Origin of the sequence: Shewanella sp. Choline-02u-19 (genome assembly GCF_002836205.1) — a bacterium.
Lineage (GTDB): Bacteria > Pseudomonadota > Gammaproteobacteria > Enterobacterales > Shewanellaceae > Shewanella.
In genome coordinates this window covers 1,222,160-1,236,022 of the sequence record NZ_PJBE01000013.1, presented here as the reverse complement: position 1 = coordinate 1,236,022, position 13,863 = coordinate 1,222,160, and the positions used below count along the sequence as shown (strand labels likewise).

The following is a 13,863-nucleotide window of genomic DNA, read 5'->3' as shown; positions in this document are numbered from 1 at the left end:
ATGATCAGTCTTTAAAATCACTACAGTAATGTTTAGATTCATGAGGTTATATTAAAGTTACAGATTAAACCTCAAGATTTAGAGTATTATCAAATAGACTCAGAACTGCTCTTTATTGGTTTTAATTTCACGAGTCACATTTGCATTGTGGGGACAAATATAGGCACTAGCATGAAGTCAACAAGTGTCGACAATATCCTTTATAGATAACGCAAGGTCGCGCTTCTTGATTATTTTGACTGTGTTGTAGGTTATTTGTGGAGAATGACTAAACGACATAGCCTCCGCCTTGTCAAAACTGCCAATAAACTGCGGTAAAAACAACCCTCAAAGAACCACACTCCCTAGGCTAGTTGCAGCTTTAGTGTCTCGTTTTTAACAAAAAAAGCAGCACTGAGTGCTGCTTATATAGATTGACTAAAAATAAAGATTAGTGAGCAGGAACATTCTCAACCTGCCAGTTACCCCCGAGGGCTTTATGGAGGCCAATGGTCATATGCGCAGTTTGTAATTTTGCAGCAACCACACGGTCTTTAATCATATTTTCTTGACGCTGCGCGTCCAAAATAGACAAATAGCCACTGAGTCCCGCTTTGTACAGTGATTTGGCTTTATTGACCGCATTAGTGGTCTCAGCTTCTGCTTCGCTGATGAGTTGCACATATTGCTGGCTATAGCCGTAGCCCTGCAATAAGGTTTCAACTTCACCAAAAGCGGCAATCACTGCATGTTGATAGCTGAGAACACTGGAATCGAACCGTGCCTCTTGCATTTCAACAATGGCATCACCTCGACCACCATCAAAAACATTCCAACTCACACCTATGCTACCGGCCCATGCTATGGAGTCACTGCTAAACAAGTCGTCAAAGTCTTTTGCCAAAACACCAGGAGCACCCGTTAAGAATACTTTTGGATATTGAGCGGCGATGGCTGCAGCGCGCTCTTCATTGAGCGCCGCCATTTCTCGCTCGGCAATCCTGATATCCGGTCTGCGGTTAAGTAAATCAGATGGCAAGCCTGTTGGGATAACGCCATCAAAATTAGGCAGTGGCATAGGTTGACTAAAGCGTTGTTCACCCTGTTTTGGCGTTTCACCTAGCAAGATGGCTAAGCGCTGTTTATGGGCATTTTCAGCAATATTAAGTTGTGGCACAACAGATTTTGTCACTGCTAACATGGCTTTAGCACGTGCTTCATCAAGCTTTGATCCATAACCGCTCTTAACCATTAACTGCACTAATTTGAGCGTCTTCTGTTGATCTTCAACCGTGTGCAGTGCGATCTGCTTACGTTCTTGAGCGCCACGCATTTGCAGGTAATTATGGATCACATCAGAAGTAATCAGTGTTGTTAAGCCTTCACGCATAATGATCATCTGTTCTTTGCGGATAGCGGCGGCATTTGCTAGCCGGTCTATTCTGCCAAAGAGATCCGCCTCCCACGCAATGGTCGCTCCCGCAAAGAAAGCGCTATTGTTATCATCAACCAAGCCCAACTCTTCACCACTAACAGGGTTAGTCGCGGTTATCGCGCCCCCGAGTAAAGGGTCATTATCACTGATCTGATAGTTACCAAAACCCGCGCCCAGATTAACCGTAGGCACTTTAAATGACTCAATCGCACTTTGATAAGACTGCGCCATTCTGATGCGTTGCGCTGCGATCTTTAGCGGGATCGCTTGATTTTGCGCATCAATGACCAACTGATTCAAAATAGGATCATTAAACTGCGTCCACCATGCATCGGTATTAGCCGCGCTTCGCTCACCAGCAACCGTCCCAGCTGTATCTTGATACAAATATTCGCTGTCTAAGTTAGTGGTCGGCGCCTGATAATCAGGTCCTACTGCGCAACCAGTCATGATCATAGCAATCGCTAACGGCGCAATTTTATAGAGATTCATATTATTTTTGCTCCATAGCGGCACTAGAAAATATTGGGTCAGTTGCTTCTGCATTATCATCGCAGTTGCGATAAAACAGGCAGTAGAAGGCCGGCATAATAAACAGTGATAACACTGTCGCCGCTGCTAATCCGCCAATAATTGTTGCTGCCATTTGGTCAAACAATCTATCGTTTAACAGTGGGATCATCCCTAATGCTGTAGTCAGTGCACCCATAGAGATCGCCATCGTACGATTAAGGGTTGCCGCTTTTACTGCTTCTTGTAATGGCTTGTTATTAGCCCGTTCAAGCTCAATTTGATCCATCAATACAATGCCATTTTTAATAATCATGCCCGATAGCGTAATGGCACCAATCAACGCCATAAAGCCAAAGGGTTTGTCTAGCAAGAGTAAGGTCCAAGTCACACCTATAGCCGCTAGTGGCAGAGTGATTAAAATGATTGCTGGCTGCTTAAAGCCATTAAACATCGCCACCATAATCACCACCATCATCAATAGCGCCTTAGGTAACTGGCTTAACGTGTCGGTGATAGTTCGGTTTTCATCGTAGTATTCACCACCCCAATTAAATGCATAGCCCGCTGGGAGCTTAATGGCTTCAATTTGATCTTTTATCTGATTACGCACTACAGCAGGCGTCGCATCAAACACATCCGCTTGGGCTGTAATTGTCGGCACACGATTGCGGCGCCAGATTATGCTCTCTTCGCTCTTCAGCTCAAAGCTATCAACCACCTGCCCTAACGGCACACTGTTAACGCCTAGCAATGAACGAACAGGTAAGGTTTCTAAGCTACTTAGATCTGCATTTGCGCTTCTGAAACTAATAGGAATTAGCTGATCCCCCTGATTCAATGTACCCACAGTGACGCCCTCTGTGGCTCGCTTAATCGCAAGGGAAATATCGGTGCGATTGATACCTGCTCGGCGAGCCTGCTCCTGGTTTACCACTGGTTTAATCACTTTACTCAGCTGACGCCAGTCATCACGAACATACTTGGTATTACTGTTTGCCTGCATGATAACTTGTGCTTCAGCCGACAATCTATGCAGGACCTGTGGATCAGGGCCAGAGAAACGTGCTTCAACACTGTATTTATCTTTAGTCGCCAGCTTTAGGTTTCTAAAGCGAGGCTCAGAGCCCGGAAAGTTATTTGCCAGCCATATATCACCCCGTTTGGTGAGCGACTCAATAGCCTCGTAATCAACTACATTAATCACGATTTGCCCATAACTCGTATCAAAAGGTTCTGGTTCTACTGTGACTGAGAATCTTGGTGCACTTGCCCCTACGTAACTCGAGATAACCGCCACTTCGGGTTGTTTTATCAACCAGCCTTCAATTTTCTTCATGTCAGCTGAAGTGCTTCCTATCTTAGCACCATTGGGTAACCAGTAATCTAAGAAGACCATAGGGCGGTCAGAGCTAGGAATAAAATTGATAGCGACATAAGGGGCTGCCAATGCTGTCACCAATAACAACGGCACGACCATAGAAATCGCTTTGACTGGATTCATCACCGTCCAGTTAACCGATAATTGGTAACGACTTGGTTTGGCGTTAGCATCTACCTTTTTCGTGCTTGGCTTTATCCATAACCAGCACAATAGCGGTGTGAGTGTGACTGCCACAAGCCACGAAAATAGCAGTGAGGAACACATAATAACGAATACTGAACCAGCAAATTCACCCGAATCAGTTTGCGAAAACAAGACAGGGCTAGAGCCCATGATGGCAATAATTGTGGCAGCAAATAAGGGTTTAGATGTCTCTTTGACTGAATCAACTGCAGCTTTAGTGCGTTCAATCCCCTTATTTAACTTGACCACGAACAGGTCGGTGATAACAATCGCGTTATCGACTAGCATGCCCAGTGCCAAAATAAAGGTTCCTAACGAGACGCGTTGAAGGTCGACCCCTGCAAGGTACATATAAATGAGAGTTAACAAGATGGTAAAAACTAAGCTGCCACCAACAATGGTTGCGCTTTTAAAGCCCATAAAAATAAGCAGTACAACAAATACAATTGTGACACTCTCAAGTAGGTTCACCACAAAATCTTCTACAGACTTTCGCACTTCGTCTGGCTGAAAAGCGATAGTGCCAATTTCAATGCCTATCGGCAGCTCTTGCTGATATTCAGCAATGATCTGGGTTAAGCTTTCACCCAAGCTAACGACATTAATTCCAGAAACCGGACTCACGGCCAGTGTAACGGCTTGCTTACCATTGAAACGACTCAAAGTCATTGCGGGGGCTTGGTAACCTAAGCTGACATCGGCAATATCTCCCAATCTTAACAGTCCCGTGCTGTAGTCGCCGAACCCTCCTTTAATTGTGAGTGCTTTAATATCATCAATGGACTTAAAGGCGCTACTTTGGTCAACACGAATACGCTCATTGTCAGCTGCAAAGCTACCGCTGTTATAGGTTAAGTTCTGGGTTGCTAACTGATTAATCACCTGTGCAGAAGAGATCCCGTACTGGGCTAATCGCGCATCAGGAAGGTCAATATAAACCGCCTGACTTTGGACCCCGTGAAGCTGGACTTTCTTAATGCCATCAACGGTCTTAATTCGACGTTGTAGCTCTTTTGCGTATTGACGTAACGCTTCAGGCTGAGCGTTCTCGCCATAGACACTGAATAACATGCCGTACACTTCTGAGAACTCATCTTGCACTATGCTGACTTGCGCGGTAACAGGTAAAGTAAGCTTAACGTCATTGACCTTGCGTCTCAGTAAATCCCACTCCTGTGGTAACTCATCAGAATTAGTCGTTTCTTTTAAATCGACAAAAATCATCGAACTACCAGGACGAGACAAAGAGCGCAGCTTCCACACTGAGCCCATTTCTTGTAGCTTAGTCTCAATTTTATCAGTAACTTGTAACTCAACTTCTTTTGCAGAAGCACCGGGATAAAGCGTCACAACTACTGCGCTTTTAACCGTAAAAGTAGGGTCTTCCAGCTTACCCAGCTCAAAATAGGAAATGATACCGACAATCACACATAACACGCTAAAGAACAGCACAAACAGACGCTGTTTAATCGCAAATTCAGCCAAATTCATCATAATTCCTAATAGCTAAAAGCTTTAACAACGGTTTTGGTGACCGTTTGATTGGGTTGAAGATAATTAACACCGGCTGTCACAATGGCGTCACCCACATGTAAGTCTCCGCTTAAACAAACACTGTTACTCTGTAGGGATTGCACTGTAACGGCGGTTTCAATAACCGTTGTATCTTTAATGACATAAACACTTTTTCCTGCTTTATCTTGGATCAGCGCCGCGTAAGGTACGCAGTAATTGACCTGTTCATTGTTGAAATTCACCGCGACATTAACCGCTTTACCTGGCAACGCATCTGTTGGCTGTTCGATGACAAATTCAACGTTATAAGTCTGTTTAATCGGATCGGGCAAGGTGTCCATTGCGCTAAGTATTGACGTAAGCCCTTCCTCTCCATGCCAGCTAACCGATGCTTGCTGAGACAGCATCAACTGACCCATCAAATTTTCAGGCACATCGATAATGGCTTTTAACTCGTTAGGTTGATGCAGGGAAAAGACCGCTGCGCCTGAGGCCGTTTGTTCGAATGTTTGTTGAAACTTTGCACCTATAACGCCGCTAAAGGGGGCTTTAAGCTCAGTATAATCGAGAGCATCTTGGGATTTTTGCAGGTTCTGCGTCACAACATCGACCATGGCTAAGCTACGCTGAAAGCCGCTTTGGGCTCTATCTAGATTAACTTTAGAAATAGCATCATCAGCGATGGCTTGTTCGACTCGGTCGAGTTCAACTTTTGCTAGGTGGTGAGCGGCATTTGCTTCGGCTAGGCGAGCTTGTAACTCAACCACATTGACTTGGTAATCATGAGGTTCGAGCCTTGCCAATACTTGGCCTTTTTCGACAATATCACCGGTTTTGACCAGAATAGCTTCGATGGTACCCGAAACTTTGAAGGCTAAATTTGCAGTTTGCGTCGCTTCAAGCACGCCTGAAAATTGTTTAATACTGGCTTGCTGTGTATTGTCCAGTGTCATCACTTGAACAGGTCGTTCAGGCTTTAACATATCTATGTGCACAGAAGCTGGAGCCTGGCTGCAGGCTGAAGTGATCACTAATGCAAGTGGTGCTACAGCAAACTTTACGATTTTCGACGTCGGGTGGTTCATTATTTTCTCCCAATAGAACTATTGGGAGAGAGTGTATGTGTTTAACTTTGCAAGATAATCAGTCTTTCCCGCACTACACTGTCACGAATTTCATTACAAATTCGCACGTTGTGGTATTTCTTGTAATAAAAAATCAATCAATAGCCGAGTCGGCAAGCTCATCCCTTTTCTATCTGGGTAGATAAGCCAAACATCTTCTTTCTTAGATTCATACTCAGGTAAGATCCGTACTAAGTTTTTGCTTTCAATTGCCGCCAATGCAAATAGCGGGGGCATAAAACCTATGCCCTGCCCGCCAACAATGGCTCGCCGTACAAAGCCCATATGGTTACAACTAAAGCGACAATTAACTTTAACGGTATCAGTAATTAAATCCCAGTTATCATCTAGTGTTCCATCAGGCCAGCGATAACAGATGGCTTGATGCTGTGCCAGTTCTGCTAACGACTTGGGCTCGCCTTTGTCTTGGATATACTCAGGGCTCGCATATATTGCCCGTCCAAGACTGAGCAAACGTCGAGCAATAAAGCCCGAGTCTTGAATTTTACCGGCATGAAGAACAAAGTCGAGCGCTTGAGAATAGATATCGGTGACATAGTTATTGGTGATCCGCAGATCCAGTTCAATATGTGGATATAACAGCTGAAACTTTGCCAATGCAGGCTGCAAAGCTTCATCGCTTTCAGGTAAAAAACCCACTTTCACTTTTCCAACGGGTTTGTCATCGATGTCGAGGAGCTTAGTTTTAGCTTGCTCAAAGCCTTCAAGCACCGTTAATAACTCGTGATAATAAGCCTCACCATGTTGAGTCAATCTCAGTTGTCGGGTGGTTCTGAAAAAGAGTTGCGCATTGAGTGCTCGTTCCAATTCGCCTATTCGTCGACTGACGTTGGCTCGCGGCAGATCTAAAGCATTAGCTGCCGCAGTAAAACTGCCGAGCTTAACCACAATCGTAAATAACTTTAGATCTTCTATGCGCATACTAAACTGCCTTTATCGTGCTATTTATCTGTATTACAGAGGAAATTGATGCCAAAAAGTATCTGCCATCAAAAGACTAAGATTGCGTAGAACTGTAGCGGTTTTTAACATGCGGTCATAGTTTTGTCTGCCGCTATGTGGATTAACGCACAGATTACAATACGCAAAGTAACCAGCCGATATGATTTAAGCGGTAACAATTCGAGATAGAATCACGAGAGCTAGCGCTTATGGACGCTTCAAAGCCACGATAACTTTTTGTCTACGCTCCGCGCTATTAGCGAGCAATAGCAATTAACGGCATCAAACACTGCCAAGCATCAATGCTGTTTATACCATTAGTGATTATGAATCATTGCTTATCCCTGCCAATATTAGATAACCGCAAAAGCTATAAAAAATAACTCAAAACGAATAGAGGTGGTGTTTATGCCCTTTCTCAAGATCTTGTTTAAGTGTAAAGTCAAATAAGGCTCGAGTGATTATTTGATACCAAAAGGAACTGATTATCAAAAGTTTGCCAAGAAAAAAGCTAAGACAAAGTGCGTTTCAACGCTGGGCATTACTAACATTTATGTTGATGAGTATATTTGCCACTCGGCACATCATTGCAGCTGAGTTTGTCGGTTCATTTGAATGCGAGCAGTGTCATCAGCAAGCTTTTAACGATTGGAGCGGTTCTGATCACGATATGGCAATGAAACACGCCAATAAGCACTCTGTTGCCGCAAATTTTAGTACTCAATTCACCTACCAAGGTAAGCAAAACCGTTTTTTTACTCAAGGTGATGAATACTGGGTCAATATCGAAGATGGCAGCGGGCAGTTCAACGATTTTAAAATAAGCTATACCTTCGGTATCGAGCCATTACAGCAATATATGGTTGAGTTTGAAGATGGACGCGTGCAACTCATCCCTTTTGCATGGGATAACCGCCCAGTCGCAAAAGGCGGGCAGAAATGGTTCCACCTATACCCAGACTCTAGCGCTAAACATGATGATTTCTTCTGGCAGAATGTAGGCCAAAATTGGAACTTCATGTGTGCAGATTGCCACTCAACCAATGTTAAAAAGAACTACGATTTCGAAAAAGATCGCTTCAACACGACCTTTTCCGAGATTAACGTCGGCTGTGAAGCCTGCCATGGGGCTGCAAGCAAGCATCTATCATGGGCGAATAAAACAGCTGAGTCAGCGTCGCAAGCCAAAGGCTTCGACAGAGTCTTAACCAAACCCGTGTCAAACTGGACATGGCAACAAGACGATGCTGGTAAAAGTGACTTAGCCAATACGGCCATTTACACCGCTAAACCCGTAGGTACACAACCCAGTGACCAATTACAAACGTGTGCTCAATGTCATAGTCGCAGACTGCAAATAAGCGATAGTAATCCATTAGTTAATACAGATTTTGGTGATCGCTATCAGTTAAACCTGATCAGCCAAGATCTTTATTATGATGATGGCCAGGTCTACGATGAAGATTACGTTTACGGCTCGTTTCTGCAGTCAAAAATGCATGACAATGGTGTGGTTTGTAGCAACTGTCATAACCCCCATTCGACAAAAACGGTACTGCCAGGTAATGCGTTGTGCACTCAATGCCATAGTCCTGCTAAGTTTGATACTAACGAGCACCATAAGCATCAAGCCAATAGCAGTGGCGCTCAATGTGTCAATTGCCATATGCCACAAACAACCTATATGCAAATCGATAAGCGCAGAGATCATAGTTTTAGCATTCCAAAACCCGCAAACTCTCAGCGCATAGGCACCCCAAATGCTTGTAATCAATGCCATCAAGACAAAGACATAGCGTGGGCAGTCGATAAAACAACCGCTTGGTATCCAACATTAAACACCTACGATGCAACACATTTTAGCAGTGCTTTTGCTGGCGCTAGAGCGCGTATGCCCACGGCTGGAGATCAACTTTCCTATATTGCCCAAGACCACCAGCAAGGAGCCATTATTCGCGCTGGATCGCTTGAGCGCTTACAGCAATATCCTGGTAGAAACGGGGTGGTCGCTATTGCAAGAGCGACTCGCCATGACGACCCTTTATTGAGATTTGGTGCAATACAAGGCAGTACTCCGTACCCGATTGCAGACAGATGGCGTATGTTAGCGCCGCTGCTTAATGACGATGTCCTTATGGTGCGCAGTCAAGCTGCAGGAGCATTAGCGGGGTTTTGGCCTGAACTAACCTCTGCGCAGCAAAAGCAATTATCAGCGCCATTGGCTGAGTATATTGAAATCTTGAAGTTTAATGGCGACCGTGGCTTTGCTCGTACTAACCTTGCTCATCTTTATGCTAATCAAGGTAAAGTAAAACAAGCTATTACAGAATATAAAGCCGCAATTGCTGTGCAATCAAATTATGCAGCTGCCTATATCAATCTTGCCGATCTCTATCGCTCAAATGAACAAGATACGCTGGCACTGACAACTCTCGAGAAAGGCATTAAGGCGCAACCCACCTCAGGTGCAATCCAGTTTAGTATGGCCCTTGCTCTTTTACGGGCGAAACAAACGGAAAAAGCTATGGAACACCTTATTCGAGCAACAGAGCTTGAACCTAATAACGCTCGATTTTGGTATGTGTACGCCATTGCCATAACGCCCGCTTCAGTCGTCAAAGCGGGCGCCGCATTTGATAAAGCTTATCAGATCAGTGGTAATCCGCAGTACCTATATGCTTTATGTGAGCTGATGCTAAGTCATCACAGCCCTCAGGCTAAGCAATGCTTACAGCAGTTATCGACTCGGGTACCCGCTGATACAGTCAATCAACTGAGGGCGCGTTTCCAACCCTAGTTTGCCGCATTGATGATGATCAATTTAGGTTAAATTAGAGGGTATGCACGACTAAACTCTTATGGATAATTCAATCTGCTCATGTACACTCATAACATACTGACTTATAGGATAAGTGCATGAGCCAACGTACGCTTCATAACCTTTTTAAACCAAAATCAGTGGCGATTATTGGCGCTTCAAATGACCCCAAACGAGCGGGTAATGTGTTGATGAAGAACCTGCTCTCAGGCGGTTTCTCTGGGCCTATTATGCCTGTAACGCCAAAATATGAAGCTGTAATGGGGGTGCTTGCTTATCCAAATATTCAAGCTTTGCCGCTTAAACCTGATTTAGCCATCATCTGTACCGCGGCGAGTCGCGTACCTGCCATTATCGAAACCTTAGCCCAGTTTGGCTGTAAAGTCGCTATCGTGATGGCGTCGGGGATGGCGGATGAGTTAACCGAAGATGGTATTAGCCTACTGACTCAAATGCAGCAGCATGCTAACCGTTATGGCATGCGCATTTTAGGCCCCAACAGTCTTGGCATGATCCTGCCTAACTTGGGGCTTAACGCCAGCTTAGCGCACACCAGTGCCCTGCCAGGAAAAATTGCGTTTGTGTCTCAATCAGCCGCAATATGCACCACGGTTTTGGATTGGGCTAATAATAAGGGTATTGGGTTTTCATCATTTATTTCTTTAGGTGATGCTAATGATATCGACTTTGATGAACTTTTGGATTATTTAGGTCGAGATTCAAAAACCAACGCCATTATGCTGTATATCGATTCTGTTAATGAGAAGCGTCATTTTTTGTCTGCAGCTAGAGCAGCTTCCAGAAATAAGCCTATTCTAGTGATTAAATCAGGGAGAAGCGCTGAAGGCACCAACGCCGCTCAACTGCATACTGGTGGGATCCCTGGCAATGATGCGGTGTACGAGGCTGCTTTCAGGCGCGCTGGTATGCTGCGCGTAAATGACTTAATCGAACTCTTTGCCGCGGTAGAAACGTTAGCGCACTCAGCGCCCTTGCAAGGTGAACGTCTTGGGATAATCAGTAATGGTGGTGGCCCCGCGGTACTTGCTCTTGATGTGTTAATGTTAAGCGGCGGCAAGTTACCGCTGTTATCTGCCGATATTCATCAAAGATTAAATGCACTGTTACCAAAAAGTTGGTCAGGACAAAATCCCGTCGATATTGGCGGGGATTCCGATGCACAAAGGTATGCAAAATCACTTGAGATCATGATGGATAGCGATAACTTGGATGCTATATTAATCTTGCACTCGCCTTCAGCATTAGGCGAAAGTGTTCAGATAGCAGAAGAGATTGCTAATACGATCGCAAAACATCCCAATAAAAATAGAGTCAATATCTTAACCAACTGGAGCGGTGAAGATTCAGCTTATGCTGCGCGCAAACACTTCTCCCGTTCTGGGATCCCAACTTATCGCACGCCAGAAGGCGCCGTCGGCGCCTTTATGCACATGGTTGAATACCGCCGTAACCAAAAATTGCTGCAAGAAGTGCCACTATCGATCCCCGATAATATTCCAGCCAATACCGAAGTGGCGCGTGAAAGACTGCAACACGCTTTAAGCCAAGGTAAAACCATTTTAGAAACACATGAATCACGCAGTATTTTAAACGCCTATGGTCTTAAAACGATTGATACTTGGTTTGCCAGTAGCCCTGAACAAGCAGTTGCCTTAGCCAATCAAGCTGGCTACCCTATCGCGTTAAAAGTGCAGTCTCCTGATATCCATCATAAATCTGACGTACACGGGGTGATGTTAAACCTGACTTCCGATCAAGAAGTTAAGCATGCCGCAAAATCAATGATTGAACGAGTGATCTCGCTTAATCCTGACGCCAGAGTTGAAGGACTTATAGTACAAAAAATGGCGTTAACAGCCGGAGCACAAGAGATTAGGGTCGCTGTGGCGAATGATCCAGTATTTGGTCCCGCGATATTACTCGGTGAAGGTGGCTCTGAGTGGGACCCAACAAAGGATGCCGCCGTTGCCTTGCCGCCATTAAACATGACCTTGGCTCGTTATATGGTGATCCAAGCACTCAAAACTAAAAAGCTTAAAGATAGACATCTACCCCTTGGGCTCAATATGAATGCCCTTTGCGTAATGTTAACGCAAATATCGCATCTGATTATCGATTGTCCAGAGATAGCCTCGTTAGATCTAAATCCTGTTTTATGTGCGGGCACATCAATCACGCTATTGGATGTGAATATCCAACTGCATAAAGAGCCAGTAGACAATGCAGGCCGTTTAGCTATCTCTCCGTACCCTAAAGAGCTTGAGCAACTAGCGACGCTTAAAAACGGCCAGCAAGTGATGTTACGGCCTATTTTGCCGGAGGATGAACCTAAACATTTGGCGTTTGATAACTCATTGTCTGATGAAGATAGATATAAACGCTATTTTGGTGTTCGCTCTAAAATGACACATGAGGAGATGGCGGTACTCACCCAGATTGATTACGCTCGCGAAATGGCCTTTATCGCCACCACCAAAGGGGAAGATGGAGAGGATATTACCTTAGGTGCGATTAGGGCCTCTATCGATCCTGATAACACCGAGGCTGAATTTGCGATGGCAGTAAGAAGTAACCACCAAGGACAGGGACTCGGTAAATTACTGCTTGAAAAGCTGATTAGCTATTATAAAGATAATGATACTGAGGTTTTGACCGGCTTTACCCTGTTTGAAAATCGCAATATGGCGAGCCTAGCTAAACATTTAGGCTTTACGGTCACTTTTGATATGGAGGAGCGTTTAATTAAAATGCATATGGATTTAAAACCTAAGCCTTAACAGCAACCTTCACTCAATGTGCAAATGGGCAGTAACGGAGCTGCCCATTTCGATAGTGATAAAGTGACGCTGCAGCCTACTCTACTGCTGACTCCGCTATCACACAGTTTCGCCCTGCAGATTTAGCGCGATACAAGGCTTCATCAGCGCGAATAAAATAACTGTCTTTGCTATCGTTAAATTTCAGTGATGCACAACCAACTGAAACGGTAATATTACCTAATGGAAGTTTCTTCTCTTTACCAATGGTTAGATTCCGCTGGGCAATTTTTTTACGTAGGTTCTCCGCAACTATTTTGGCTTCTGCTATTCCAGTATTATGCAATAAAATAACAAACTCTTCGCCGCCATAGCGCGCAACAAAATCATCGCCTTTGACGCTCTGTTTTAGGGCTTGAGCCACATAAGTTAGCACCTTGTCACCGATTAAATGGCCATGTACATCATTGAATTTTTTGAAATGGTCGATATCAACAACCAATAAACTGCTTTTAAACTCTTGTTGGTTGAAGGTGTCCATATGGCTAATCACTTCTTCGTCAAAAGCACGGCGATTATTAAGGGCAGTAAGTTGATCCGTCATAGCAACCGAGCGCAGGTCAAGCATCTCTGTTTTAAGCGCGCTCACCTCCTGATTCATGCTATTGAGGCTTTCATCCATCGCGATATTAGCACTGATAATGTCATCAAGTTCTGTGGCGATGTCATCCACAAGCGTCTGTAATACTTCAGGGCTTGGATTATTTTTGAGCGCTTGATCAAACGTTTTAAGCGAGGTTGAAAACTTTACAGTACCTTGACTCATCCCTGCAATTTTAGACAGCAGACTATTAATCAACATCTGCGTCTCTATCTGCACATTTTCTATCACTGCGGGGGAATGCTGTTGGATATAAGTGGTAAATAAGCCATCGCTAACATCAACGGTAAAGCTTACTTCATTCGCGAGTAAACCATCGATCGCTCGCTTTAAATCCAAATTAATCCCTAAGTAATATTCATACCATACTGAATAATTATTAGGGGTGACGGGGATGTTCAGTTCAGACATTTTAGGAACAGCATGCCGTAAAATTCTCGCTGACAGCTCTATCTCTGACAAATGTTGAGCCATATCCATATAATTCCCATCCCTAGTTTTAAACTTGATATAT

At 44.3% G+C, this 13,863-nt stretch carries 7 protein-coding genes; 2 read left to right on the top strand and 5 right to left on the bottom strand.

The genetic code is table 11. The annotated features are described in order from the left end of the window. Positions 1 to 430: 430 nt before the first annotated feature. From CXF83_RS12110 to CXF83_RS12095, 4 genes are all read right to left on the bottom strand, one after another. Positions 431 to 1,906, bottom strand: coding sequence for an efflux transporter outer membrane subunit (locus CXF83_RS12110; RefSeq protein ID WP_101092083.1), 1,476 nt, complete (start codon positions 1,904 to 1,906; stop codon positions 431 to 433). A 1-nt stretch (position 1,907) separates the two neighbouring features. Beyond that, positions 1,908 to 4,982 (bottom strand): efflux RND transporter permease subunit, encoded by a 3,075-nt coding sequence (locus CXF83_RS12105; RefSeq protein ID WP_198553539.1) that lies wholly within the window; start codon positions 4,980 to 4,982, stop codon positions 1,908 to 1,910. 8 nt (positions 4,983 to 4,990) lie between these two features. Beyond that, the gene (locus CXF83_RS12100) at positions 4,991 to 6,091 is read right to left on the bottom strand and encodes an efflux RND transporter periplasmic adaptor subunit (protein ID WP_101092081.1); all 1,101 of its coding nucleotides are present in this window, start codon (positions 6,089 to 6,091) and stop codon (positions 4,991 to 4,993) included. A 93-nt stretch (positions 6,092 to 6,184) separates the two neighbouring features. After that, positions 6,185 to 7,072: a LysR family transcriptional regulator gene (locus CXF83_RS12095; protein ID WP_101092080.1), complete on the bottom strand. Its 888-nt coding sequence runs from the start codon at positions 7,070 to 7,072 to the stop codon at positions 6,185 to 6,187. A gap of 574 nt (positions 7,073 to 7,646) precedes the next feature. Here CXF83_RS12095 and CXF83_RS12090 point away from each other — a divergent pair. Both CXF83_RS12090 and CXF83_RS12085 read left to right on the top strand, forming a co-directional pair. Then, the gene (locus tag CXF83_RS12090) at positions 7,647 to 9,890 is read left to right on the top strand and encodes a tetratricopeptide repeat protein (RefSeq protein ID WP_198553538.1); all 2,244 of its coding nucleotides are present in this window, start codon (positions 7,647 to 7,649) and stop codon (positions 9,888 to 9,890) included. Between the two features lie 119 nt (positions 9,891 to 10,009). Continuing rightward, positions 10,010 to 12,709 (top strand): bifunctional acetate--CoA ligase family protein/GNAT family N-acetyltransferase, encoded by a 2,700-nt coding sequence (locus CXF83_RS12085; protein WP_101092079.1) that lies wholly within the window; start codon positions 10,010 to 10,012, stop codon positions 12,707 to 12,709. Between the two features lie 76 nt (positions 12,710 to 12,785). On the opposite strand, the gene CXF83_RS12080 is transcribed toward CXF83_RS12085, so the two are convergent. Further along, complete coding sequence (locus tag CXF83_RS12080; protein ID WP_101092078.1) at positions 12,786 to 13,829, bottom strand: GGDEF domain-containing protein; 1,044 nt, start codon at positions 13,827 to 13,829, stop codon at positions 12,786 to 12,788. Positions 13,830 to 13,863: the final 34 nt, after the last annotated feature.